The sequence below is a fragment of the Ralstonia sp. UNC404CL21Col genome (assembly GCF_000620465.1).
GTDB lineage: Bacteria > Pseudomonadota > Gammaproteobacteria > Burkholderiales > Burkholderiaceae > Ralstonia > Ralstonia flatus.
In genome coordinates, this window is sequence record NZ_JIBE01000010.1 from 26,229 (window position 1) to 49,138 (window position 22,910).

Here is a 22,910-nt window from a genome sequence, read left to right on the forward strand (position 1 = left end):
CTTACTTGCGCACCCAGCCGCGCCGCACGCAGGGCGCCAGCACCGCGCCATGGACGGCCAGGGCGAAGCGGTGCAGCGGCTCCGACAGCGTATGCGCCACGCGCCCGCTGCACAGCCAAGCGCTCAGGGCCGACACGGCCGCCGCGCCCAACATGTCGAACGGATAGTGCACGCCCAGGTAGATGCGCGCCCACGCCATCGGCACGCCGAGCAGCGCCAGCAACACACCCACGCGCCGCAGGCGTGCGTTCCACATCAGGCTGAACGCCACGGTCCACAGCGCGGTCAGGTGGTCGCTGGGGAACGACGAATCCGGTGCGTGCGGCAGCAGATTGGTGCCCAGGCCAATCGCAAACGGCCTGGGGTGATACCACGCCAGCCCAAACCCAACGTTGATCGACAGCGCAAACGCGGCAGCCACGCCGGTCTGCAAGGCCTGGCGCCGCGTGGGGGGCTCGCCCCACAGCCAGCCGGCCACGAGCGTGAGCGGCACCAGCCAGATCGCGTATTCGGCAAAGGCCATCGCCAGCCAGACGATGGTGGCCGAAGCGTCGGCGGGCGCGTTGATCCAGAGAAACAGCGTGTGATTGAGTGATTCCATACAGCAGCAGCCGAAGGCCGAGTGATTCAACAACGGTGAGATGCCCGGCCCACACTACGGAAGATTGCCTTCAATTTCCTTGGAACGCGCTTGCGGATAAGCCTGGGCCGGCCGACTTAGGCCCGCCATAGCGCGCCGATCATTGCCTAGGCTTTTCCCACCGCCTGCCGCTGCCTATGATGAAAGCGCACGCCTGTGCACCGCAAAACACACATCGCGCACACGCGGCACACCGGGGGTCGAATGGAAAGTTTCCTGATCCAGCGAGCGACGCACCGCCATTGGGCTGTTGCCGGCGCGATTGCACTGCTCATTCTGCTGGCGCTGGGGCTCACCGCGCCGCAGGCGGGTGCTCCATGGCCCGCCGTCCCGCCCTTCATGCCGATGTGCGCCCTGACCGTGTTCACCACGGCCAGCATTGTGGCCTTCCTGCTGGGCGCCCAGTTCGTTGCCACCCGGCAGCCCATGCTGGGTGCGATGGGCGGTGCCTATGCCTTTACCGCACTGGCCGTTGCCCTTCAGCTGTTGATGTTTCCGGGGGTGTTCTCGCCCAGCGGCCTGCTTGGCGCCCGGGCTGCCAGCGCGATCTGGATGTGGGTTTTCTGGCACGGCGGGTTTCCGCTCTTCGTGATCGTGGCGATGGCCCTGCGCGACCACCTCCCGCGCGAAGCAATCTCCCCCGGGCATGTCGGTCTGTGGACATGGCTGCTGGTCGGGGGGCCAGTGGCAGTGGGCGTGGTGCTGTGCGGCCTGGCCCTGACGCTCGACCTGCCGCCGCCGCTGCAAGGTGACAACAGCGGCAACCCGATCGCCGTCATCCTGTGGGCCATCAACGCCATCGCCGTGCTGGTGGTGGTCGCCAGCGGCCGCCTGCGCTCCGTGCTGGATGTGTGGCTCGCTGTGGTGGCCCTGGCCTCCCTGACCGATACCACGCTCAACCTGTTGAGCGCAGAGCGCTTTACAGCAGGTTGGTACGTGGCGCGCCTGTTCAGCATGTTTGCGCCAGGCGTGCTGGTGTGCGTGCTGGTGTGGGAGGTGACCTCGCTGTACCGGCAACTGTTCGAGGCGCACCTGTCGCTGCGCAAGTCGTCTGCGCGGGATGTGCTGACCGGCTTGTACAACCGCAGCTACTTCAACGACCAGATCGCCACGTACATCGCCGTCGCTCAGCGCTCCGGTCAGCCGCTGTCGCTGCTGATGCTCGATGTCGATCACTTCAAGCGCTACAACGATGCCTTCGGCCACCTCCGGGGCGATGCCTGCCTCGCGGCCATTGCCCATGCCCTGGCCGGCGTGGTGCGCCGCCCGGCAGATTTCATCGCCCGCTACGGCGGCGAGGAATTCGTTGTCGTGCTGCCCGACACCGATGCCACCGAAGCCAGGGCCCTTGCCGAGCGCGCGCGGGAAGCCGTGCTGCGCTTGCGCATCGACGCCACCGCACCCTCGCGCTATGTGACCGTGAGTGCGGGCTGTGCCACGGCCATACCGGGTTCGGAAGCCTTCTCCGTCGACACGCTGGTCGAAACCGCCGATGCCGCCCTATACCGTGCCAAGGCTGCCGGACGCAATCTGGTGATGGGTGCCCAACCGCTGCCGGCTGCGCTCACCTAATCGACATAGCGCCGATAAATCGACGAAGCACCCGTGCGTCTGCCCCCGTCCTGGCTATCTTCTTTATTTCTTCTGTATATAAAAATAGTAGTAGTAGATAACGGTGGAGCGTTTCTGTGGATAGCTGCAGAAAACGCTTTCGCGTCAACGGTTTGCGAACTGCACAACCGGTCGGACAGCGTGTGCCGTAGCGTGGATGACTCGTGCGGAGCGCGCCCGCCCCTCTCGGCACCCACTCAAGTTGTTCCCGTACTGTGGACAACCGGACCCCGGACAGCTAACACAGTTGTCCGTGAAGTTCTTCACGTGTTTATCCACATATCCACATGTCCACAGCGAGAAGCGCGACCGTGCGCCGGATTACCGCCTCGGCGCCTGCTCAAGCCGCGCCGGGAACGCCTCCACCAGCCAGTCAATGAAGACCCGCAGCCGATGCGTGACATGGCGCGTCTGCGGATAGACGACGTGAAACGGGTAAGGCGCCGGCCGCCACGGCTTGAGGATTTCAACCAGCGCGCCGTCGTTGATCGGCGCTTGCGCCGCATAACCAAAGGTCTGCACGATGCCCAGGCCCGCCAGGCACGCGGCCAGATGCGCATTGCTTTCGTTCACGCCGATGCGGTGCTCGACCTTGATCTCGGTCTTTTCGCCGTCGCGCTCGAAGCGGAACGGAACCGCCCGACCCGTCTGGCTGAACACGTAGCTCACCAGTCGGTGGCCATTCTTCAGTTCATCGGGGTAGGCCGGCGTGCCGTACTGCTTGAGGTATCCGGGCGTGGCGCAGGTGATCAGCGGCGCGTTGCCCAGGTGGCGTGCGACCAGGGACGCGCTCTCCAGCGGGCCGCCACGAATCACGCAGTCGACGTTGTCCGCGATCAGATCCACCGAGCGGTCTGATACGCCCAAGTCAATCCTGATCTCGGGATAACGGGCAGCAAACTCGGGCAGCAGAGGAATCAGCACGTCGCGCGCCGTCGAGCCGCCGACATCGATGCGCAACGACCCGCGCGGCCGCCCACGAGCGAGGCTGAACGACGCATCGATGTCTTCCAGGTCGCGCAGGATTCGCGTGCTCTTGGCGTAGTAGTCCTCGCCTTCCGGTGTCACGGTCACGCGCCGGGTCGTCCGCTGCAGCAAGCGCACACCCAAGTGGGCCTCCAGCTCCTGCACCTGCTTGCTGACGGTGGCGATGGGCATGTCCAGTGAATCGGCCGCCCGCGTAAAGCTGCCCGCTTCCACCACCCGCGCGAAAGAGCGCATTGCCAGGAGTTGATCCATTTGAATGTCCGCACGAATTATCCACAGCTGTGGATAGTAATTCTATTTGCAGCGCTTTTTCGAAAAGTTTGCTGCCCCTAAAGTGCCTCCATGCCCAACGCGACGGCGCCACGCAAAGCAAGGCAAGGCAAGGCACAAGCCGCCGCGAGGTCATTCATCCAAACCTGAAATCACGACATGGAGCACATCATGAGCAAGCAACTGGAAGGCAAGATCGCACTCGTCACGGGCGGCAGCAGCGGCATCGGCCTTGGCGCCGCCAAGGAACTCGCTGCCCAGGGCGCGCGGGTCTTCATCACCGGCCGCCGCCAAGCGGAACTGGATGCCGCCGTCGCAGAAATTGGCGCCGGCGCCACCGCATTGCGCGCCGATGCCTCGGTGCTGTCCGACCTCGACGCCGTCTATGCCGAGATCGCCAAGGTGGCCGGCAAGCTGGACATTCTGTTCGCCAATGCCGGCGGCGGCGACATGATGCCGCTGGGCGCCATCACCGAAGAACATTTCGACCGGATCTTCGGCACCAACGTGCGCGGCGTGCTGTTCACGGTGCAGAAGGCGCTGCCGCTGCTGACCGACGGCGCGTCGATCATCCTGACGTCGTCCACGGTGTCCGTTCAAGGCACGGCCAACTTCAGCGTCTACAGCGCCAGCAAGGCGGCGGTGCGCAACTTCGCCCGCTCGTGGGTGATGGATCTGAAGGACCGCGGTATCCGCGTCAACGTCGTGAGCCCCGGCCCGATTCGCACGCCGGGCCTTGGCGGCCTGGCTTCGGATGAAACGCGCCAGGGTCTGTTCGACTTCCTTGCCGCGCAGGTGCCGCTGGGCCGCCTGGGCGAGCCGGCCGAAGTGGGCAAGGCCGTCGCGTTTCTTGCGTCGGACGCCGCCAGCTTTATCAACGGCATCGAGTTGTTCGTGGATGGGGGGATGGCGCAGGTTTGAGTGACGGTAGCCGGAGGCGGCTACCCATCTCCAGCGGCGCGAGCCCAACGTCAAACATGTCGGAGGCTCATCTTGGGCTCAGCTTGCCCAGCCGGGCCTTTCGGACCGCGTTGCCAGCGCATGACGTTATCGGCGTCGTCGCTGGCAGGCAGCTCCGGCCTTAGTCGATCATCAGATGGCGCATCAACAGCGTCGGGTCTGCGATCTCAAGAATGAGGCGACGCAACACGCGTTTGCGCATGTGTTCATCGTCGAGCACCCACGGAGCGCTGACCTCGCTGAGATGCCGCGCGATCGCATCGCGGTGGTCGGCGCCTTCCGGCAGGCCCAGGCGTGCAGCCAGCAAGCCGGCAACGACGTCATCGATCTCAACGTCCAGGTGCTTCGCGTCAATGGTGAGCTGTAGCTTCATCGGGGCGATCGAACCTCAAAAAGGCGGCGCCGCACTCGCAGGCGGCGCCGAAATGCAGTTGCACTGGCCGGCGAACCGGCCAGTCGATGGCAGCACAACTGCGTCGATCAGTAGTCCATTTCAGGCACCGGCGCTGGAGCGGCCTTGTCCTCCTTCGGAGCCTCCGCAATGGTGGCATCCGTCGTCAGAATCAGCCCAGCGACCGACGCGGCATTCTGCAGCGCCGTACGCGTGACCTTGGTCGGGTCAACGACGCCCGCTTCCACCAGGTCCCCGTACTCGCCGGTGGCCGCGTTGTAGCCATAGTTGCCCTTGCCTTCGGCAACCTTCGCGATCACGACGGAGGGCTCTTCACCGGCGTTGGCGACGATGGCGCGCAACGGGGCCTCCAGCGCGTGCTGCACGATCCGGATGCCGGCATCCTGATCGCTGTTCGCGCCCTTGAGGTTCAGCACTGCAGAACGTGCGCGCAGCAAGGCCACACCGCCGCCCGGCACGATGCCCTCTTCGACGGCCGCACGGGTGGCGTGCAGCGCATCGTCGACACGGTCCTTCTTCTCTTTCATCTCGACTTCGGTCGCCGCGCCCACCTTGATGACGGCAACGCCGCCGGCAAGCTTCGCCACGCGCTCCTGCAGCTTCTCGCGGTCGTACTCGCTCGTGGCTTCGTCGATCTGCACGCGGATCGACTTGACGCGCGCGTCGATGCTGGCCTGGTCGCCGGCACCGTCGATGATGATGGTGTCGTCCTTGCGAACCTCCACACGCTTGGCCCGGCCGAGGTCTTCCAGCGTGGCCTTCTGGAGCTGCTTGCCGGTTTCTTCAGAGATGACGGTTGCGCCGGTGAGCACGGCAATGTCTTCGAGCATGGCCTTGCGGCGGTCGCCAAACCCGGGCGCCTTGACGGCGGCGACCTTCAGGATGCCGCGCATCGCATTGACGACGAGGGTGGCCAGCGCTTCGCTCTCGACATCCTCCGCCACGATCAGCAGCGGCTTGCCGGCCTTCGATGCGGCTTCCAGGATCGGCAGGAGGTCGCGGATATTCGAGATCTTCTTGTCGTGCAGCAGGATCAGAGCGTCGTCCAGATAGGCCGCCTGCTTTTCCGGGTCGTTGATGAAATACGGGCTGACGTAGCCGCGGTCGAACTGCATCCCTTCAACCACGTCCAGCTCGTTGTCGAGCGACTTGCCATCCTCGACGGTAATGACGCCTTCCTTGCCAACCTTCTCCATGGCCTCGGCGATGATCTTGCCGATGGCCTCGTCCGAGTTGGCCGAAATGGCGCCCACCTGGGCGATCTCGCGGTTGGTCGAAATCGGCTTCGACAGATTGCGAAGCTCATCCAGCACGGCGGCCACGGCCTTGTCGATACCGCGCTTGAGGTCCATCGGGTTCATGCCGGCGGCCACATGCTTCATGCCTTCCTGCACGATGGCCTGGGCCAGCACGGTGGCCGTGGTGGTGCCGTCACCGGCAATGTCCGCAGTCTTGGACGCGACCTGCTTGACCATCTGCGCGCCCATGTTTTCGAAGCGGTCCTTCAGCTCGATTTCCTTGGCGACAGACACGCCGTCCTTGGTGATGGTCGGGGCGCCAAAGCTGCGCTCGATGACCACGTTGCGGCCCTTGGGCCCGAGCGTCACCTTCACGGCATCGGCAAGAACATTCACGCCCTTGACGATACGGACGCGCGCGCTGTCGTGGAACTTGACGTCTTTTGCACTCATGTTTGTTGCTCCGGATAAGTCGTTGACTCAACACGTCGCGAACAACCGGCCTCTTTGGGTGTCCGGCGGTATCCGGTGGTGTCCGGTGGTGTCCGCGAGCGGCTCGAGGCTTCAGGCGGCCTTGGCAACCGCCTCGGCGTGGGTTTCGATGACGCCCATGACGTCTTCTTCACGCATGACGAGCAGTTCCTCGCCATCGACCTTGACGGTCTGCCCGGCGTACTTGCCGAACAGCACCTGGTCACCGACTTTCAATTGGAGTTCGCGCTGCGTGCCGTCCTGAAGCAGGCGGCCGGTGCCGACCGCGATGACTTCACCCTGCTCGGGTTTTTCTGCGGCGGAATCAGGAATCACAATGCCCGAGGCCGTCGTCCGTTGCTGTTCGATTCGCTTGACGATAACCCGGTCGTAGAGGGGACGAATCTTCATTTCCATCTCCTGAGCGATAGATCACCAAAAAAGGGAATCCGACTTGCGCGCCGTTCAAGCAGGGCGCCCGGCAGGGCAGGCAAGCCGTGCCAAAGACTTGGCGGAATGCAAAATAGAAGCGCCCCGCCGCGAGTTCAAGAGGCGAAAAAACCGCGAGTGTGTAACAAAATGTTTCAGGGCAAAAGGATGCGCCTGACGGCTCCCAGGCGGTAGACCGTACGGCTGCGCACCGGCCGCTGGCGCGCTGTCGGCGGTATCGGCAGAACAGGGCACGGCGGCTGCCGCCCCCCATCGGGGCCGAGCGTGTCGTCGGGCTCGTCAAGCTGCCGCCACACGCCGCCCTTGACCGGCCGGAACAGCCAGCGCAGATAGCCTGCGTTGGCGGCAAGCTGCATCAGCTCGGCGCGGTCGGGCGCGCCGTCGATGAGTGCCTCGTCCGCCGAAGCGCCTTCGTAATCGCCGAATGCCTGACGGCATGCGAGCGCCTCACCCGCGGATGCACCCACCACGTTGCAACCGCGTCGCTCCACGCGCTCCAAGTCCCATGCGCCGAGCTGCCAGGCGGCATCGAGCAGCGCCTCGTCAACGGCTTCGACGCTCTGCCAGGCGTGCGTCAGTTGAATGGCCGAGCCCGGCACGGAGCGCGGCGGAATGTCGATTCCCGGTAACACGAGCGGACTGGCGCGGCGGAATCCGTGCCAATGCAGGATCGCCACGAGCGGCGTATTCGGTCGGCGGGCCGCCGTCACGGTGACCGCGACCAACGGCAGGCGCACCGCATCCATCTGTTCGTGCACTGCGTTGAAAAGGTCCATGAAACCTCCGAATGACGTATCGAATGGCCTCTTGAAATTTCCGCTTGCCTCCCTATTTTAGGTGTCGTCAAGCAGTCGCGGTTCTCGCGCTGCGTGTTTCGATTTGTTTGTCAGTGGCCCGCCACGGACGGATGAACTGGAGCGCGTAGTTCGGTTCAGTCTCCAAGCGGGCCCCACCAGGAGCCAGCCATGAGCGATCTGTTTTTTGGCACCGATCTGCTGGGCGAATTCGATCGCCTGCAACGGCAGATGGCCACTCTCTTTGCGGGGGCACCCGCCAGCCTGCGCGCCACGCGCCTCGGCACCTTTCCTCCCGTCAACATTGGCAGCACCGATGACTCGGTCGAGATCGTCGCCTTCGCGCCGGGGCTCGACCCCGCGCAGATCGACGTGTCGATCGACAAGGGGCTGCTGACGATCAGCGGCGAACGCAAGCGCCCGGATTTCGAAATGACCGACGACACGCGCGTGTATGCCGACGAGCGTTTCACCGGCGCGTTCCGGCGCGTGATCGAGCTGCCACAGGACGTCGACCCCGACAAGGTCAATGCACGGTACGTCAACGGCTGCCTGACGATCAGCGTCGGCAAGTCGGAGGCATCGAAGCCGCGTCAGATCACCGTGCAAGGCTGAGCCACAGCTTGCGCAAGCATGAAGGAGCACATCATGAACGACACCACACAATTGGCGACCCAAGCCCAGCCGGGCCATGCCACGGTCGCAAAGCAGCCGGCGGAGCAACCCGCCGCACGCCAGACGCATCTGGCACCGCCTGTCGACATCTTTGAAAACCGCCAGGGCATCACCCTGTTTGCCGACCTGCCGGGCGTGCCGCGCGAGAAGCTCGATGTGCGCGTGCAGGACGGCACGCTCACGGTCGATGCAGAACTGATGGTGCCCACGCCGTCGGGTCTGCGTCTGCAGCATGGCGAAGTTCGGCACCCGCATTTCTCGCGCACCTTTGTGCTGAGCCCCGACTTTGACGCTTCGCGCATCGATGCGCAGTTGCGCGACGGGGTTCTCAAGCTGACCATCCCGCGCCGCGACGAGGCGAAGCCGCGGCGTATCGAAGTCCACGCCGGCTGAGCGCATCACCGGCCGCTGTTTGCCTTGCAAGCGGGCGCGCTCCTTGCGCGCCTGCATTTGGCACCGTGCCCCCTGGTTACGGTTGTTTGTTACTAGGAGACAAAGATGCTGAGTGCACACGAATTTGCCACGCTGATGTTGGTCAGTCAGTCGCCCGAGCAGGTCGACATGAACCGCGCCGAGTTGGATGCGTTGCTCGAGCGGCAGTTGGTCATGCTCGAACGCTCTGCCGAAGGACACCGCCACCGTGCGCGGCTTACCGATACCGGACGCTCCGTGCTGCGAGCGTTGAACGCGGTTGACCGCCAGGAACACGCGACACCGGGACCGGCTTGCCACCAGGCCGACTAGCCCGTGCTTTTGCGGGCGCACCTCCCGAATCCCCCCACCAAAGACAACACATTCCGCCCGCAGGCGCGTTCGTTGCGTTGCCGTTCGCTCCACCTACTCAGGAGCGAACATGACTACCTCTGCCCAGGAGCACCTGCTCGACTGGCTGCGCGACGCCCACGCGATGGAACAGCAAGCCGAGCAGATGCTGCGCGCACAATCCGGCCGCCTCGAACACTATCCACAGCTCAAGGCGCGAATCGACCGGCATATTGAAGAGACGCAGGAGCAGCAGCGCCTTGTCGATTCCTGTATCCGCCGCCTCGGCGGAAGTACCTCTGTCATCAAGGACCTCACGGCCCGCATCGCGGCATTCGGGCAGGGGCTGAGCGGCATGGCGGTGTCGGACGAAGTCGTCAAAGGCTCCATGGCGGGCTACGTCTTCGAGCACATGGAGATTGCCGCCTACACCAGCCTGCGCGCGGCCGCCGAGCATTGCGGCGACGTCGAAACCGTCCGCGTATGCGACGCCATCCTGCCGCAGGAGCAAGCCATGGCAGCCTGGCTTGCCGAACACCTTGGAGGCGTCACGGTGACGTTCCTGACGCGCGCCGAAACACCCGGCGTGGAAGCCAAGCGCTGATCCTCTTTTCGCCTGCCCCCAATTCGGAGATACCAATGACTCGCAAGACCATTGAAGACCTGTTCATCCACTCGCTGTCGGACATTTACAGCGCAGAGAAGCAGTTGGCCAAGGCGCTGGGCAAGCTCGCCCGCACCGCCGAGAACGAAGAACTTTCAGAGGCGTTCAAGAGCCACCTGGAAGAAACGCAAGGCCAGATCGAGCGGATCGACCAGATCGTCGAGACCTGCGCCATCAAGCTCAAGCGCATGAAGTGCGCTGCCATGGAGGGCTTGATCGAAGAGGCCAACGAGCTGATCGAAGAGATACCGAAGGGGCCGGTTCTGGATGCCGGGCTGATCGGTGCAGCGCAGAAGGTCGAGCACTACGAGATCGCCTCATACGGCACGTTGGCCGCGCTTGCCAAGGAGGTCGGCTTTCATGAGGCGGTGCCGCTGATCGTCAGCACGCTGGACGAGGAGAAGGCCACCGATGCGAAGCTGACGCGTTTGGCGGAAAGCTCGGCCAATCGGGAAGCGAGCGCTGCGTCGTAAAGGCAACAGGACCTGCGCCCCCGCCGCCCACCGAGCGCGGCGGGCGCGGCAGCCGCGCGTTGCGACGAACACGCCGATGGTCAGCGATCGTGGTCCGTCGACAGCGTAATTTCCTCCCACGCGCTCAGTTCCTCTTTCAAGGCAGTCAGATGGTCGCGGACGAGCGCCAGCGCATCGCTGCCGAGCACCAGATGGGCTGGAGGGTGATCAGCGGCAACGATGGCCAACATCGCACGCGCCGCCTTGGCAGGGTCGCCGAGCTGCTTGCCGCTCTTCTCTTCCCGGGCGCGACGGATCGGATCGAAGACCTCGTCGTAGTCGGGAATCGAGCGCGACGTCCGTGTCATTGAGCGGCCCGCCCAATCCGTGCGAAAGGATCCGGGCGCCACCGCAGTTACGGCAATGCCGAAGCTGTGCACCTCCTTGCCGAGACTTTCCGAAATCCCCTCCAACGCGAACTTGCTTCCGCAGTAGTAGGCGATGCCAGGCATCGTGATGTGCCCGCCCATGGAGGTGATGTTCAGGATGTGGCCACGTCGGCGGCGGCGCATGGACGGCAGCACCGCCTTGATCATCGCAACGGCGCCGAACACGTTCACGTCGAATTGGCGGCGCAACTCGGACAACGGCGATTCTTCCAATACCCCCTCGTGCCCGTAGCCGGCATTGTTGACGAGGACATCGACCGGGCCGACGGTCGCTTCGATTTCCGACACCACCCCCTCAATGAGATGGAAATCTGTCACGTCCAATACGCGCGCAAATGCATTGGAGGAATGCGATTCGAAATCGCGCTTGGCCTGCTCGCTTCGGACAGTGCCGACGACCTTGTGGCCGGCTGCCAAAGCCTCCTGTGCAAGCGCGCGGCCCAGGCCGCTGCTCACTCCGGTGATGAGAACAATCTTGCTGACGGTCATAGCTGCCTCTCGCTGAGCGTGATGAAGGCTGCATGCTAGTCTTGGCGCGTAGATGATTTAAGCCGAAATCGGCTGAATTTCTTGCCTAAACCTATGACCAGACGGGTTACCACTCGCCGGGCTTCTACCACCCCTTCGGCCACGCGGGCCCGGATCATTTCGCTCATGCGCGCGCTCGCGCCTGCCGAGGGGTACAACCTGACGGCCATGGAAAGCGTGCGCATCCTGCGCTCTGATCGCGCACTGTCGCGCACACCCGTCCTCTATGACCCGGGCATCGTCATCGTTTGCCAGGGCCGCAAGCGCGGATACTTCGGCGACCAGTTGTACCTGTACGACGAAGATCACTACCTTGCCGTGTCGGTGCCCGTTCCGTTCAACATGGAAACGGAGGCAACGCCCGAGCGGCCACTGCTCGCGCTTTATCTGCACCTCGATTTCGTGATGGCGGCCGAGCTGGCCGCGCAGCTCGACAGTGTTGGCATGACGCACCGCCCGGCCAGTCCGCAGAGCATGATGTCCAGCCCCATGGACGACGGGATGCGCGCTTCTGTACTCCGCTTCCTGGAGACAATGCACGATCCCTTGGAAGCGGCCGTGCTGGGACCGGGCCTGCTGCGCGAGCTGTATTTCCGAGTGCTTACCGGCGAGCAAGGCGCCGCCATGAGAGAGGCGCTGGCGCTGCGCGGTCAGTTTGGCCGTATTGGGCAGGCGCTACGGCACATTCACATTGCATACGAACAGCCGCTTGATGTGGCACAGCTTGCCGGGAGAGCAGGCATGAGCATTCCGAGCTTCCACAGCCATTTCAAGGCGATTACGCAGCTCTCCCCCATGCAATACGTAAAGTGCATCCGCTTGCACCAGGCAAGATTGTTGATGGTGCGTGAAGACCTGACAGCCGAGGCGGCGAGTCACGCGGTGGGCTACGCCAGCCCATCGCAATTCAGCCGTGAGTTCAAGCGGCTTTTTGGTTTGACGCCGGCAGCGGAATCGAAGCGCATGCGTGACAGCTTCGCGCTTGCACCGGCCTTTGAGGGTGCGGCGTATGTCTCTTCGCACTGATCCAACTTAGCTGGCCGCAAGCTGTCTTTCGGCTGGAAAAAGGCAGCGCCCACGCGCCTCGGCCTTTGTCACGGGTTTCGCCGACCTCGGCACCCATGAGACTCAGGCTTGGGCACGCAGCACCTCGCTACGCCTGCCACACCGCATACCCTTCTTCGCGCAACCCGATCGCCAGCTCCACTTCCATCTCGCGTGCCGCCTCGTAAGGCATCGGGTTGAAGCATTCGTACAGCTCCGGCATCAGACGCAGGCCGTACTCGCGCACAAACCGGTTCGACTTCAGCCCCGCCTTGTGTTTGTCAAAACGCACGTCGGGCGACTGCCCGGTCATGCCGACATAAACGCACGGCTTGTCACCCAGGTAATCGGGATTCGCTTTTTTGAAGCGCCCTTCGTTCAGCACTTGCCGCGACAGTTCGACAACGTAGACGTGATGATGGTGACGGGACATTGAGACGAGGTGTGAGGATTGCGCTCATCGATCCGACCGCTCGACGACGATCTCGCTGATCTGAAGCACCGGTGCAATGTCGGTGTAGTTGGGGATATCGCCCAGGATCTCGGCGCGGTGCGGTTGAATGGCGGCCTCATAGGCTTCGACCGATTCACAGATGAACGCGCACATCGCCACGTAGGCAGGTGGCGTACCGGGTGCTCCGCCGGCCAAGCCTTTATCGACGGTGTAGTACGCACAGGCATTCCCAAGTCGCGCCTTCACCAGCGGCATGTGGCGCTCGCGGTAGTAGGTGTGGTCGAAGCGTGCGCCTTCGGCGTAGGGGTACATCACGGTCACTTTGATCATGGGGTTCTCCTGGTCTTCATTGGTGTCGACTTCATCCCGCGCTCACATGAGCGGTAGCCGCCAGCAAGTCAGTGCAACACTGGCAGCCAGAATGTCCCTTCCATGACGGCTACGCATGTTCCGCCGACACGGACTGTCGATGTGTCGCCTGTCTTCTCGCAAGACGCGAGCAGTGTGCTGGGGCGTCCCATGTCGACGCCTTGCCGCACGCGCAAGGTCAACTCGGGCACTGAGCGAGCTGCCGCCAGCAGCGCAACCGTTGCGCCTGTTGCGCTGCCTGTTGCTGGGTCTTCTGTCATGCGCGGTGTAAACATGCGCGATTGCAGATCGCAGCCTGCCTGGATGCCGTCCTCCCCGATGTCTCGCGTGTACGCGTAGATCGACACGGCGCCATCGAGCGGCAGGGTCGCCTTGTACGCGACCAGGTTCGGTACGCAGCGGCGCAGTGCATCTCGCGAGCGGAGTTCAACAATGAGGAAGGGTAGCCCCACCGATGCGACGATCGGCTGGTGGACGTCAACCTGAATGTCTTTGGCATCAAGCGAGAGGCAAGCGGCGACGCTGTCGGCGGCGACTTCGGAGCGCAGCAACAACTGCTCCGGCGCAACAAGTTCACCCCCGACAACAGTGGTGCCTTCCAGGAGCTGCCGAACCGGCACCACGCCTGCCGCTTCATCAAAGACCAGGGTGTTCGGTAACGGCTCGCCTGCTTCTGCGGCTTTCGTGGCCAGCACAAAGGCCGTCCCGATGTTGGGATGGCCGGCAAACGGAATCTCTCGCGATGGCGTAAATATCCGTACCCACGCGGTGTGCGATGGGTCTCGGGGCGGAAAGACAAACGTCGTTTCGGTGTAACCAAATTCGGCTGCGATGGATTGCATCTGCTCGGTCGACAAGCCCTCGCAATCCAGCACCACCGCGACTGGGTTGCCCTGGAGCGGGATGTCAGTGAACACGTCGGCTGTCACGTAGCGGCGCTTCATGGTTGCTCTTTTATGTGAGGTTGCTGGCCAGTCGGAATCTCTTGGGTCGAGCAATCGACTGTAGTTCGGCTGGTCGTAGATCGCCAGGCTGCGAAAACTGTCAAACGATAGCGGAGAAAGTCATTGTGGGTATGGGGCATGGAGCCCGCCCGCAAGCCCGGCAGCCGAGACGCTACTGTAGTGAAGACCTCCCCGCTCCCATCAGGGCCCCCGCCCCCCGAACAACCCGTCTAAAAAATTAGCTTGCAATTCAATAGCACGCTATATATATTCCCCTCCATGAACACACGCAAGCCTTCCTCCGCACGCCGCGACCTCGCCCTGGACGAGCAGCTCTGCTTTGCGCTGTACTCGACCATGATCGGGATCAACAAGGCGTACCGGCCGCTGCTCAAGGCGCTGGAGCTGACGTATTCGCAGTACCTCGTCATGCTGGTGCTGTGGGAGCAGGATGCCCAGACGGTGTCGGAGATTGGCGATCGCCTGTTCCTCGACTCCGCCACGCTCACCCCGCTGCTGAAGCGGCTGGAGGCATCGGGGCTGATCGAGCGGCAGCGCTCGGCCGAGGACGAACGGCGGGTGATCATCTCGCTCACGGCGGCCGGCAAGGCGCTGGAGAAGCGGGCCGAGAAAGTGCCGGCATGCATGGCTGCGGCCATGGAGTGTGCGCCCGGCGAGCTGGAAGAACTGCGCACACAGTTGAATGCATTGCGAGGACGGCTCTTCAAGAACGCCGCCTGAGCACACACGTATCGCCGACGGGCGCCTGATCGCGTCCGTTTTTTTAAACCGATTAAGTAGCGTGCTATTTAATCGTAGGCAATGCGGCGCGGCCTCGACAGCCGATGCGCGCACCACCACCCCTCTCACAGGAGAACCACCATGTCGATCGAAAACGTCCTCTACCGTGCCCATGCTCGTGCCACCGGCGGCCGCGATGGCCGCGCCATCACTGACGATGGCCGGCTCGACGTCCGCCTGACCACGCCAACCGAACTCGGCGGTGCCGGCGGCGAAGGCACCAACCCCGAACAGCTGTTTGCCGCCGGCTACAGCGCGTGTTTCCTCGGCGCGATCAAGTTCGTGGGTGCGCGCGACAAGATCCGCGTGCCGGCAGATGTGTCCGTGCAGGGCAGCGTCGGCATCGGCGTCATTCCGAACGGCTTTGGCATTGAAGTGGACCTGAAGATCAGCCTGCCCGGCATGGACCCGGCTGAAGCGCAAACGCTCATCGACCGCGCCCACATCGTCTGCCCCTATTCGAACGCGACGCGCGGAAACATCGACGTACGCCTGAGCCTGATCTGACCCGTACGCCCTTCCCCAGCATCCGCACCTTCCAACCCTTCGCACAACAACCGATCGACCGATTAGAGGCCCAGCCATGAACCGCATGACCAAATTTGCCGCCGGCACCCTGCTCTCTGTGGCAGCAAGCGTTGCCCTTGCTGCGGGCAGCCCAGGCGTGGAGCGCACCACCCAGGCATTCCTCGACGCCCTGGCCGCCGGCGGTGGACAGCCGCTGGAAACCCTGTCACCCGCCGATGCCCGCGCCGTGCTGGTGGGCGCGCAGGCCGCCGCAAAGGTGTCGCTGCCGCCCGCCGACGTCAGCCAGAAAACCATCACCGTGGACGGCAAGCCGATCAGCCTGACGATCGTGCGCCCGGCCGGCGCGAAAGGCACGTTGCCCGGCTTTATCTTCGTTCACGGCGGGGGCTGGGTGCTGGGCGACTTCCCCACGCACGAGCGCTTTGTGCGCGACCTGGTAGCCGACTCCGGCGCCGTCGCCGTCTTCGTCAACTACACGCCCTCGCCCGAGGCGCGTTATCCGGTGGCGATCAACCAGATCTACGCCGCCACAAAGTGGGTGGCAGAAAACGGTGCGCAGATCGGCGTAGACGGCAAGCGGCTGGCGATTGCCGGCAACAGCGTGGGCGGCAACATGGCGGCCGTGGTGGCTCTGATGGCCAAGGCGCACGGCACGCCCGCACTGCGCACGCAAGTCCTGTTCTGGCCGGTTACGAATGCCAACTTCGAGAACGCTTCGTACGACGAATTTGCGCAGGGGCACTTCCTGACCAAGCCGATGATGCAGTGGTTCTGGAACGCCTACACGACCGATCCGGCGCAGCGTCAGGAGACCTACGCATCGCCGCTGCTGGCCACGCCCGCTCAGTTGAAGGGGCTGCCGCCCGCGCTGGTGATTACCGCCGAGAAGGATGTCTTGCGCGATGAAGGCGAAGCGTATGCACGCAAGCTCGACGCCGCGGGTGTGGATGTGACCGCCACGCGCTACAACGGCATGATTCACGACTTCGGCCTGCTCAATGCGCTGGCCGGTGTGCCGGCAACCCGTGCAGCTTTGCATCAAGCCAGCGAAGAGCTGAAGGCGCGGTTGAAGTAATTGGGTGGGCGGGTTGGTCAGCCGGCGATGCGCTCGCCCGTGCCTTGTGTACGCGGTGGGTGCGTTGCACCCGCACCGCTCGCCTAGCGACGACATTCACGCCGTCAGCGGAATGCTCCTGACCGGAAGCAGTCTGTCACGACAGCGTTTCGACGATGAACATCCGCGCTTGCTGAGCTTCCTGCCGATCGGCCTTGATCGGCGCATACGTCTCGGAATTGTAGAAAGCCAGCGCTTGGGCCAGCGTGGGGAACTCGAACACACCGGCCATCGGCAACGGGTCTTCATCCCCCTCCAGCACCTGCGCGACCGGGCCGAAATGCAGGATTCGCCCACCCGCGTCTTGCAGCGCAGCTTGAAAGCGCGGAGCAAGCGGGGCCTGCTTGGCCATCGCCTGGAGCCTCCGATGCCTTTGTCCATCGGCAGGCACCAATGAAGATGCGCTCGCGAGCGATTAAACGCAGGCTGCAGGCGATGTACCAGTCGATCTATCTTGACTAGAATCCGGAGCGCAGCATTCGCGCCATGCTGGTGTAGAAGCAACGCCGATGTGTTTCTGCTTCTTAATATTCTCCGCCGCAGTCGCTCGATGCAGCGACTCCGTTCCAGCAACACCGGCCACCGCCGTGACACGTCGCGTCTGGAAGGCCTCTTCAACTGCCGCTCGTCATTCCCTCGTATGCAGCCTCGCCATTCCTTCTCCGCCTTCACAAGCACCATCGCCTCAAACGTCCTGCATGGCACGGCGCTGACGTTCGGTCTCGCGCTCACGTTGCAGGCTGCCGCGCAAACGGGCATGCCAGCGCTTCGGGTCGTGTCTGAGTTGAAAGACATTCGCATGAAGGCGGTTGCCGCCCTGCCCAAGGCCGGGGGCGATGCCGGTGACCGCGACAGTTGCCCGCAACTTGTCATCAAGCCAAAGTCGCCGGCCGCGAAACAGGTGGCCGCGCAAGGCTGGGCGGTGATGGCCGATGTACCGCTTGGCGCCTTTCGTGCTGTCAGCTTTGCCGGCCAGATGCAGGCCGCGACCAGCGGCACGTGCAACGTCACGCAAGGCAACGTAGCGGTGTTTCAGAACGACAAGCTCGTCGCGCTGGCCTACGGCAAATCAGCCGAAGACCCCGCGATTGGCGCACTGACCCCGCTGGAAGGCGGCGCCGTGCGCGTGTGGGATGGTGACATTTCCCCCCTGCCCGTCGGCGACCTGCGCGTGGACAGCGATGGCACGCTGCGCCTGAGCAAGGTGGCCGACGAGGATGCCGTCTGCCAGGGTCGCGCCCTCGTGCCGAATGTCTACAACATGTCGATCGACAAAGCGCGCAAGGCGCTCGCCGACAAAGGCTGGAAGCCTGTAAAGGGTGGTGCCAGCCCCGAGCCTCGTCAGGCTGCGCTGGTCAAGCGCGGCATCGGCGAGGCCAACTCCTGCGCTGGCACGGGCTTGGCCTATTGCGATTTCAACTACGTCGGCCCCGCAGGCAAGCTCACCTTGACCACCGTCGGCGAGGACGATCTCCCACACGTGGCGGGGTACGACGTCAGGTGTCGCTGACTGTGGATCACGGCAACCCTTGTCTGGAGCAGAACGTACTGAAAGGGATGTGAATAAAAAGCCCGCGTTGCCTCTCCGGCTCGCGGGCTTTTTGTTGGCATCGAAGCGCAATTGGCGACGATGCCCGTACCAACGCACTCCGACCCACCGAACAAACATCCCTGCGATGACTTGGCCACCGATCACTCCGGCCGAGGCGGCGGCTCTCCGCGCTTGCGGTAACTCGGGATATCCGGCGAACCGGCGGGCGGCGGGTTCTGCTTCAGATCGGCGATGAGCGCGTTCATTTCGCCAATCTCCTTCACCTGCGCCCGAATGATTCCGTCCGCCAGCTTGCGTACGCGCGGGTCTTTAATGTGCGCGCGCTCACTGGTCATGATGGCGATGGAGTGGTGAGGAATCATCGCCTGCATGTACGACACATCCCCAACCGTCTGCTGGCTCCGAACCAGCCACAGCGCGCCGCAGAACACGGCCGCACTCACAAACAGGATCGCGACGTTCGCGGTGGCCTTGGCGTACATGCCCCACATGAACACGAGCATGATGGCGCTCATTGCCGCCCCCATGATCAGCGCCATCCACATGCGTGTCTGACTGAATAGAACGTGCTCAATCTCGTAGGTGTTCAAGTACATCAGACCGAACATGACGACCGTGGACACCACGATCATTGCTCCGAAACGGGCGTAGCTCATCTGTTGCCCCCGCGCGTTGAACGAGTTGGCGGGGCGCGGTCATTGGTCATTGGCCCCGGACCATGCAGGCGCAGCATGCGGTATGCCTGTCGGGAGCGTGTGTTGGGCAGCGCACCGAGCTATCGGATAGCCCACCGCCGTCATGCGGGCGAACGCCTCTTATGCCTCTTCAAACAGGCGGAGCGCCATCAGGCCATGTCCCATTGTTGCGCCGGCTCGAACCGCTGCTGCAATTGAAATCAACTCTGCGAGTTCTTCAGCAGTAGCGCCGGCCTTTTTGGCTGCCTTCGTATGGACATCAAGACAGTACGAACACTGCGTAGTCAGCGCAACGGCGAGCGAGATGAACTCCCTGACCTTGGGCGGAATCAAACCACCAGCGCGCTTCGCGGCATGATCGAAGGCCATAAAAGCATTGCCTTCTTCTTTCGCAAGGGCAAGAAGCTTTGGAATGTTCTGGAAGTCTTTGGGCGACTGGTATTCACTCATCATTCATGCCTGCTGTTTTGGATTACCGCTCATTTTCCGAATCCATTGCCGAATTCCAGTAGCCGCTTGCGACAAGTTTCTCGCGCACCATGGATCGGGCACGATGCAGTCGGCTCTTGACGGCTTCAACGGTCACGCCTAGCTCGGCCGCCACCTCCGGCGCCGTCAGTCCATCAACATCGCGCAAGATGAGAACCACGCGATAGTTCTGAGGAAGCGTCTGGATTGCGGTGGTGAGATCCGTTCGCAAATCTCTTGGGATCATCGGTGCCTGAACAGCATCCAAATCGGCCTCGTACAAGGGAATGGACGCTTTTCCCCTTGTAAAGAATCGGTAGCATTCCCTTTCGACGATACGGAATAGCCAGCTCGCAAACGCTGCCGCTGTGCGTAGCGCGCCAATTTTTCGATACACCCGCCATAAAGCGATCTGCACCGCGTCTTCAGCGTCCTCGCTATTCGTGCACGTTCGTCTCGCAAACCGCTTTAGATCGGGCTGACACACTGCCAGCAGCCGAGCGATTGCTGCCTCGTTACCGGCGCAAGCCGCCTCAATAAGCTCATCAGAAGCACGGATCATTTCAGTTCTTTATTGGCGTTCTTCCAACAAGCGCACAGGCCGGACAAAAGCCGACAATTGCTGTGCCTGCCAGAATCGCTGCAGTCGCGTAGCCGGCAATCATGCCCCACGGCGTGGGCGCCAGCGTTGCTGTAGCGACGGCTGTGCAGAGCCCAAGGGAAGCGCGAATCAATCGCTCGGGGGTGGGCAGATTCCGCTTGAGATAGAACATATGGACACATCCTTCTGTTGTGCTGGTGACGGCTTCATAGAGGCACCGTCAGCGCAAAAGGATTCTTTTTTTTCTACGTATTTCGGGACTGGGGGACCACGTACAGCCCCTGGGCACCTCTCGCGATCGCCTCTGACGGTGATCGCGTATGTGCCGGACTCTCAGCGGCCGCATGTTGGCCGCGAACACCGGGCGCCGTGAGGGAATCCGTCGCACAAAGCCACTACAATAGCGCCCCTTTCGCCGGTGGCCCCCGCTCCTGATATCCCGTGCAGGCGCATGCCTCCAGCTGCACACCAGAAGCCACAATCCTATGATGTCAAACGCCTGCGGCGTCGATTTCGGCACGTCCAACTCCACCGTCGGCTGGCTGAGACCGGACGCACCCACCCTGCTGCCGCTCGAAGACGGCAAGGCAACGCTGCCTTCCGTCATCTTCTTTCACGCCGAAGACCCGACGGTCAGCTACGGCCGTGCCGCGCTGGCCGACTATCTTGCCGGCTACGAAGGCCGCCTGATGCGCTCGCTCAAAAGCCTGCTCGGCACCTCGATGATGGACGACAGCACCGAGGTCATGGGCCAGGCCATGCCCTTCCGCAAGCTGCTGGCGCATTTCATTGGCGAACTCAAGCGGCGCGCCGAGCATGCCGCCGGCCATGAATTCCGCCGCGCCGTGCTGGGCCGCCCGGTGTTCTTCATCGACGAAGATCCCAAGGCCGACCGGCTTGCCGAAGACACGCTGGCGGACATCGCGCGCGACGCCGGCTTTGACGAGATCGCCTTCCAGTACGAGCCCATCGCCGCCGCGTTCGACTACGAGGCCGGCATCAGCGGTGAAGAACTTGTGCTGGTGGCCGACATTGGCGGCGGTACGTCGGACTTCTCGCTCGTGCGCCTGTCGCCCGACCGCGCGAAACGCCTTGACCGCCGCGACGACATCCTCGCCAACGGCGGCGTTCACATCGGTGGCACCGACTTCGACCGCGCCTTGAGCCTGGCCAGCGTGATGCCGCTACTGGGCCTGAACAGCACGCTGCGCAACGGCAAGGCAATGCCGTCCGGCCAGTATTTCGACCTGGCGAGCTGGCACACCATCAACCACGTGTACACGCGCAAGGCGTGGACGGTGGTGATGGACAACTACCGAGATGCCGCCGACACCGAAAAACTCGACCGCCTCATCCGCCTGATCCGCGAGCGCGCCGGCCACTGGCTGGCCATCCAGGTGGAAGCCGCGAAGATCGCGCTGTCGGACGCCCCGGTGGCGGAGATCGACCTGCACCGCATCGCGCCCGAGCTGGAGCAGCCCGTCACGCGCGAAGACTTCGACCAGTCGATTGGGAAGCTGGTCGGCAAGACGGTGTCCACGGTGCAGGCGATGCTGAAAACGGCGGGCGTTGCAGCGGAAGCGGTCGATACCATTCTCTTTGCCGGCGGCTCCAGCGGGGTGCCGTTGCTGCGCGAGCAACTGGCGCAAGTGCTGCCGTCGGCGCGGCGCGTCGAGGGCGACCTGTTCGGCGGGATCGGTTCTGGCCTGGCGCGCGATGCGGCGCGCAAGTTTGGCTGACGGATTGAAAGGCTGAGGGGCGGCGGGACGTTTCGAGCGTATCGAACCAGACAGCCAGGCGCGCGGCAGGATGTCTCTAAAGGAAAACCCGATGAAGCTCCTCACCATCTCCGGCAGTGCCCGCCGCGATTCCGTCAACACGGCGCTACTGTTCGGCTTGCAAGACGTTGCCCCTACGGGCGTCGAGCTATTGGTATTCCATCGCCTCGACACCTTGCCGGTCTTTTCCCCTGACCTGGAAGGGCAACAGACACCGGCCGAAGTGCTGGAATTCCTGGCACTCGTGTCCGGATGCGACGGCATCATTATTGCCAGCCCCGAATACGTTCGCGCTATTCCGGGAGGGCTCAAGAACGTCATCGATTGGATGGTCTCGCGATTCGAAGTCATCGGGAAACCCATTGCGCTCGCACATGCATCCCATCGTGGCGACGACATGCTCACATCGCTCCGGCTGGTGCTGTCCACTGTCAGCGATCAATTTCTCGAAGACGTGTTTTTGCGCATCCCGTTGATTGGAAAAACGCCAGACGAAATCAAAACCCTGTTGAAGCGGCCCGAGCGGCAAACCGAAATGCGCGGATTTCTGTCCGCCTTCGTGGCGGCGATTCATGCTCGGGAGACAGCTTCAACAGCCAACGCCCAACTGCCACTCTGACCAGCTCAGGCATTCCCGCCCGTCACGGGAATGCGTCAATCTGTTGTTATTGCCTGTAGCCCCGCCGCTCTATGGCAGCTAATACATCCCACGTCTGCGGATCGACATCGCGGCCCCCGAGCGACATCGATACGTACGCATCAATCGCATCCATAAAGCCTTTGATAAAAGCCGGCGGGAATGCGTGTGCGGAGAGGTGTTGAAGCTCCTCACGCAGCATGCCCGGACGGCATTGGCCGTGGCTGCGCATGGCGGCGCGTGTGCGCCTGAGATACGCCTGCGCTGCGATTGCGCCGTTCAGGTAAGTACGGTTCTTGGTGAGCCTGCCTGTGTCGGATGACGTGGGCGGCGGGCTGGGTGATGCGGGTGGAGATGGGTAAGACGCGGGGCGGTGCCCGCTTGGACCATTTGGCATAGAGCCTCCAGAGGTGGTTGGAGGCCCGGCAACTCATCGCCAGACGAGGTGGCGGGCCTGACGGCGGGGCTGGCGAACCGGCTCTCTGGAGCACCGGCAGACCTTGCGGTCTCCCCACCCGGCCCGCCGTAGTGCGTGCGTGGGTGTGCGGAGCCGATGCGCGAA

30 protein-coding genes are annotated in these 22,910 nt (G+C 63.2%); 14 read left to right on the forward strand and 16 right to left on the reverse strand.

The features are described from left to right. Window position 1 precedes the first annotated feature (1 nt). Window positions 2-601, reverse strand: a complete 600-nt coding sequence (locus N511_RS0117545; protein ID WP_027680476.1) for an undecaprenyl-diphosphatase — start codon at window positions 599-601, stop codon at window positions 2-4. Between the two features lie 243 nt (window positions 602-844). Between N511_RS0117545 and N511_RS0117550 the strand changes: the two genes are divergently transcribed. Further along, entirely contained in the window at window positions 845-2,212 is a 1,368-nt protein-coding gene (locus N511_RS0117550; protein ID WP_027680477.1) for a GGDEF domain-containing protein, read from the forward strand. A 360-nt stretch (window positions 2,213-2,572) separates the two neighbouring features. On the opposite strand, the gene N511_RS0117555 is transcribed toward N511_RS0117550, so the two are convergent. Then, window positions 2,573-3,490, reverse strand: coding sequence for a LysR family transcriptional regulator (locus tag N511_RS0117555; RefSeq protein WP_027680478.1), 918 nt, complete (start codon window positions 3,488-3,490; stop codon window positions 2,573-2,575). A 189-nt stretch (window positions 3,491-3,679) separates the two neighbouring features. On the opposite strand from N511_RS0117555, the gene N511_RS0117560 reads away from it, so the two are divergent. Next, window positions 3,680-4,429: an SDR family oxidoreductase gene (locus N511_RS0117560; protein WP_027680479.1), complete on the forward strand. Its 750-nt coding sequence runs from the start codon at window positions 3,680-3,682 to the stop codon at window positions 4,427-4,429. 160 nt (window positions 4,430-4,589) lie between these two features. On the opposite strand, the gene N511_RS0117565 is transcribed toward N511_RS0117560, so the two are convergent. The 4 genes from N511_RS0117565 to N511_RS0117580 all read right to left on the reverse strand — a co-directional run bounded on the left by N511_RS0117565 (window position 4,590) and on the right by N511_RS0117580 (window position 7,815). Then, window positions 4,590-4,841 carry a hypothetical protein gene (locus N511_RS0117565; RefSeq protein WP_027680480.1) on the reverse strand — a complete coding sequence of 84 codons (252 nt, stop codon included), beginning with the start codon at window positions 4,839-4,841 and terminating at the stop codon, window positions 4,590-4,592. 107 nt (window positions 4,842-4,948) lie between these two features. Beyond that, on the reverse strand, window positions 4,949-6,571 hold the full coding sequence (gene groL, locus N511_RS0117570; RefSeq protein ID WP_027680481.1) for a chaperonin GroEL: 1,623 nt from the start codon (window positions 6,569-6,571) through the stop codon (window positions 4,949-4,951). Between the two features lie 111 nt (window positions 6,572-6,682). After that, window positions 6,683-7,000 (reverse strand): co-chaperone GroES, encoded by a 318-nt coding sequence (locus tag N511_RS0117575; protein ID WP_004628765.1) that lies wholly within the window; start codon window positions 6,998-7,000, stop codon window positions 6,683-6,685. 173 nt (window positions 7,001-7,173) lie between these two features. Then, on the reverse strand, window positions 7,174-7,815 hold the full coding sequence (locus N511_RS0117580; protein WP_027680482.1) for a hypothetical protein: 642 nt from the start codon (window positions 7,813-7,815) through the stop codon (window positions 7,174-7,176). Window positions 7,816-8,004: 189 nt separating this feature from the next. Here N511_RS0117580 and N511_RS0117585 point away from each other — a divergent pair, with 189 nt between their 5' ends. From N511_RS0117585 to N511_RS0117605, 5 genes are all read left to right on the forward strand, one after another. Further along, on the forward strand, window positions 8,005-8,448 hold the full coding sequence (locus tag N511_RS0117585) for an Hsp20/alpha crystallin family protein (RefSeq protein ID WP_009239646.1): 444 nt from the start codon (window positions 8,005-8,007) through the stop codon (window positions 8,446-8,448). Window positions 8,449-8,481: 33 nt separating this feature from the next. Further along, on the forward strand, window positions 8,482-8,901 hold the full coding sequence (locus tag N511_RS0117590) for an Hsp20/alpha crystallin family protein (RefSeq protein ID WP_027680483.1): 420 nt from the start codon (window positions 8,482-8,484) through the stop codon (window positions 8,899-8,901). Between the two features lie 105 nt (window positions 8,902-9,006). Further along, window positions 9,007-9,252, forward strand: coding sequence for a hypothetical protein (locus tag N511_RS0117595; RefSeq protein WP_027680484.1), 246 nt, complete (start codon window positions 9,007-9,009; stop codon window positions 9,250-9,252). Between the two features lie 109 nt (window positions 9,253-9,361). Further along, window positions 9,362-9,874: a ferritin-like domain-containing protein gene (locus N511_RS0117600; protein WP_027680485.1), complete on the forward strand. Its 513-nt coding sequence runs from the start codon at window positions 9,362-9,364 to the stop codon at window positions 9,872-9,874. Between the two features lie 35 nt (window positions 9,875-9,909). Next, window positions 9,910-10,407, forward strand: a complete 498-nt coding sequence (locus tag N511_RS0117605) for a YciE/YciF ferroxidase family protein (RefSeq protein WP_027680486.1) — start codon at window positions 9,910-9,912, stop codon at window positions 10,405-10,407. A gap of 80 nt (window positions 10,408-10,487) precedes the next feature. On the opposite strand, the gene N511_RS0117610 is transcribed toward N511_RS0117605, so the two are convergent. Then, entirely contained in the window at window positions 10,488-11,324 is an 837-nt protein-coding gene (locus tag N511_RS0117610) for an oxidoreductase (RefSeq protein ID WP_027680487.1), read from the reverse strand. Window positions 11,325-11,417: 93 nt separating this feature from the next. Between N511_RS0117610 and N511_RS0117615 the strand changes: the two genes are divergently transcribed. Beyond that, window positions 11,418-12,389: an AraC family transcriptional regulator gene (locus N511_RS0117615; RefSeq protein ID WP_051530963.1), complete on the forward strand. Its 972-nt coding sequence runs from the start codon at window positions 11,418-11,420 to the stop codon at window positions 12,387-12,389. Between the two features lie 127 nt (window positions 12,390-12,516). Here N511_RS0117615 and N511_RS0117620 read toward each other — a convergent pair whose 3' ends face one another. The 3 genes from N511_RS0117620 to N511_RS0117630 all read right to left on the reverse strand — a co-directional run bounded on the left by N511_RS0117620 (window position 12,517) and on the right by N511_RS0117630 (window position 14,174). Continuing rightward, window positions 12,517-12,840, reverse strand: coding sequence for a hypothetical protein (locus tag N511_RS0117620; RefSeq protein WP_027680489.1), 324 nt, complete (start codon window positions 12,838-12,840; stop codon window positions 12,517-12,519). 24 nt (window positions 12,841-12,864) lie between these two features. Beyond that, window positions 12,865-13,191: an EthD family reductase gene (locus tag N511_RS0117625; RefSeq protein WP_027680490.1), complete on the reverse strand. Its 327-nt coding sequence runs from the start codon at window positions 13,189-13,191 to the stop codon at window positions 12,865-12,867. A 68-nt stretch (window positions 13,192-13,259) separates the two neighbouring features. Further along, window positions 13,260-14,174, reverse strand: a complete 915-nt coding sequence (locus N511_RS0117630; protein WP_027680491.1) for a PhzF family phenazine biosynthesis protein — start codon at window positions 14,172-14,174, stop codon at window positions 13,260-13,262. 279 nt (window positions 14,175-14,453) lie between these two features. Here N511_RS0117630 and N511_RS0117635 point away from each other — a divergent pair, with 279 nt between their 5' ends. The 3 genes from N511_RS0117635 to N511_RS0117645 all read left to right on the forward strand — a co-directional run bounded on the left by N511_RS0117635 (window position 14,454) and on the right by N511_RS0117645 (window position 16,578). Further along, entirely contained in the window at window positions 14,454-14,915 is a 462-nt protein-coding gene (locus N511_RS0117635) for a MarR family winged helix-turn-helix transcriptional regulator (RefSeq protein WP_027680492.1), read from the forward strand. Window positions 14,916-15,056: 141 nt separating this feature from the next. Continuing rightward, a complete protein-coding gene (locus tag N511_RS0117640) occupies window positions 15,057-15,482 on the forward strand; it encodes an organic hydroperoxide resistance protein (protein WP_027680493.1) in 426 nt (141 codons plus the stop codon). Window positions 15,483-15,558: 76 nt separating this feature from the next. Beyond that, window positions 15,559-16,578 (forward strand): alpha/beta hydrolase, encoded by a 1,020-nt coding sequence (locus N511_RS0117645; protein ID WP_027680494.1) that lies wholly within the window; start codon window positions 15,559-15,561, stop codon window positions 16,576-16,578. A 136-nt stretch (window positions 16,579-16,714) separates the two neighbouring features. Here the strand turns inward: N511_RS0117645 and N511_RS0117650 are convergent, their stop codons facing one another. Further along, window positions 16,715-16,969, reverse strand: a complete 255-nt coding sequence (locus N511_RS0117650; protein ID WP_155954069.1) for a DUF1330 domain-containing protein — start codon at window positions 16,967-16,969, stop codon at window positions 16,715-16,717. Between the two features lie 198 nt (window positions 16,970-17,167). Here N511_RS0117650 and N511_RS0117655 point away from each other — a divergent pair, with 198 nt between their 5' ends. After that, window positions 17,168-18,127: a PASTA domain-containing protein gene (locus N511_RS0117655; protein WP_155954070.1), complete on the forward strand. Its 960-nt coding sequence runs from the start codon at window positions 17,168-17,170 to the stop codon at window positions 18,125-18,127. A gap of 182 nt (window positions 18,128-18,309) precedes the next feature. Here the strand turns inward: N511_RS0117655 and N511_RS24350 are convergent, their stop codons facing one another. The 4 genes from N511_RS24350 to N511_RS25015 all read right to left on the reverse strand — a co-directional run bounded on the left by N511_RS24350 (window position 18,310) and on the right by N511_RS25015 (window position 20,105). Further along, a complete protein-coding gene (locus tag N511_RS24350) occupies window positions 18,310-18,825 on the reverse strand; it encodes a DUF305 domain-containing protein (protein ID WP_037027119.1) in 516 nt (171 codons plus the stop codon). 159 nt (window positions 18,826-18,984) lie between these two features. After that, the gene (locus N511_RS0117665; RefSeq protein ID WP_231479640.1) at window positions 18,985-19,317 is read right to left on the reverse strand and encodes a carboxymuconolactone decarboxylase family protein; all 333 of its coding nucleotides are present in this window, start codon (window positions 19,315-19,317) and stop codon (window positions 18,985-18,987) included. A 19-nt stretch (window positions 19,318-19,336) separates the two neighbouring features. Then, window positions 19,337-19,894 (reverse strand): RNA polymerase sigma factor, encoded by a 558-nt coding sequence (locus N511_RS0117670; RefSeq protein ID WP_027680498.1) that lies wholly within the window; start codon window positions 19,892-19,894, stop codon window positions 19,337-19,339. A gap of 1 nt (window position 19,895) precedes the next feature. Continuing rightward, window positions 19,896-20,105 (reverse strand): YgaP family membrane protein, encoded by a 210-nt coding sequence (locus tag N511_RS25015; protein ID WP_081785392.1) that lies wholly within the window; start codon window positions 20,103-20,105, stop codon window positions 19,896-19,898. Window positions 20,106-20,418: 313 nt separating this feature from the next. On the opposite strand from N511_RS25015, the gene N511_RS0117675 reads away from it, so the two are divergent. Then, complete coding sequence (locus N511_RS0117675; protein WP_027680499.1) at window positions 20,419-21,672, forward strand: Hsp70 family protein; 1,254 nt, start codon at window positions 20,419-20,421, stop codon at window positions 21,670-21,672. Window positions 21,673-21,763: 91 nt separating this feature from the next. Beyond that, window positions 21,764-22,330, forward strand: coding sequence for an NADPH-dependent FMN reductase (locus N511_RS24355; protein ID WP_037027120.1), 567 nt, complete (start codon window positions 21,764-21,766; stop codon window positions 22,328-22,330). Window positions 22,331-22,376: 46 nt separating this feature from the next. On the opposite strand, the gene N511_RS25535 is transcribed toward N511_RS24355, so the two are convergent. After that, window positions 22,377-22,745, reverse strand: coding sequence for a hypothetical protein (locus tag N511_RS25535; protein WP_027680500.1), 369 nt, complete (start codon window positions 22,743-22,745; stop codon window positions 22,377-22,379). Window positions 22,746-22,910 lie beyond the last annotated feature (165 nt).